Annotated in this window: 1 protein-coding gene and 1 pseudogene; both read right to left on the bottom strand. The window is 48.0% G+C overall.

Features of this window, described 5'->3' with window-relative positions; genetic code table 11:
• Window positions 1–261 precede the first annotated feature (261 nt).
• Window positions 262–723, bottom strand: coding sequence for a copper chaperone PCu(A)C (locus tag R7Q11_RS25385; RefSeq protein ID WP_025523400.1), 462 nt, complete (start codon window positions 721–723; stop codon window positions 262–264).
• Window positions 713–866: pseudogene (locus tag R7Q11_RS25390) on the bottom strand (SCO family protein); the annotation flags it as partial. The pseudogene R7Q11_RS25390 and the gene R7Q11_RS25385, both read right to left, overlap by 11 nt.

The following is an 866-nucleotide window of genomic DNA, read 5'->3' on the forward strand; positions in this document are numbered from 1 at the left end:
CGGCAATAATGGTGTCCACGTCTTGCTCGACATTTGGATTGGTTTGAGTCAAAAAACTGAAAACGCGTTTGAGAGCTTGAAACATAAAGAGTTATCTCGGGAACAGGGTTAGATGTGGAAACAAGGAAACAGAGTTATAGCGAAGAGGGCGGTGTGTTGTATGGGGTATAAAGCACAGATTTACATTTTTAAATAAAATCGCCATTGCGCCGCGAGAGAGCGAATAAAACAAAGGCTCCTAATGAGGAGCCTAATTCGATTTTAGTGGGCTGTATGTTTCATCCCTGCCATCACTTTTTTCACTGGCGCGTTAAAGCTCTGCTTTTGGCCGTTATCGTAAGTCACGGTTACTTCGATTTCATCCCCTTCATTGAGCGGCGTTTTCAAATCAAACAGCATGATGTGTAAGCTGCCTGGTTTTAGCTCGGTGGTCTCTTTTGCGCCTAGCGTGATGCGGTCGATTTGGCGCATTTTCATCACATCGCCGTCTTTAATGACATCGTGCAATTCGACTTTGCCCGCTGCTGGCGTTTCTGCGGCAACGATATTGATGTCGTCTTGGCTGCGGTTGGCAAAGGTTGCGAAGACGGCGCTGGTGGTTGCACCCGGAGCCATAGCACGCGCATACGGTTCGTGCGCCATGACATCGAGCTTAGCCTGAGCTAAAGGGCTGAGCAGTAATGCACCCAAAGCCAATGTTTTAAACAGTTGATTAGCCTTCATTCGAGCCTTCCTTAGTGGTGAGTTTTGAAATTGCTTCAACAATCGGCGCAGGCGTTAGCGTGTGTGGCACTTTGGTGATCAACGTGCCGTCCGGTTTGAGGAAGTAGAAGTAAGAGCTGTGGTCAAGGGTGTACTTCAGCTCC

This window comes from Vibrio sp. 970, assembly GCF_033339075.1.

Excerpts from the sequence above, each read along its gene's own strand:
- R7Q11_RS25385 (WP_025523400.1), bottom strand. The coding sequence starts at position 723 with ATGAAGGCTAATCAACTGTTTAAAACATTGGCTTTGGGTGCATTACTG.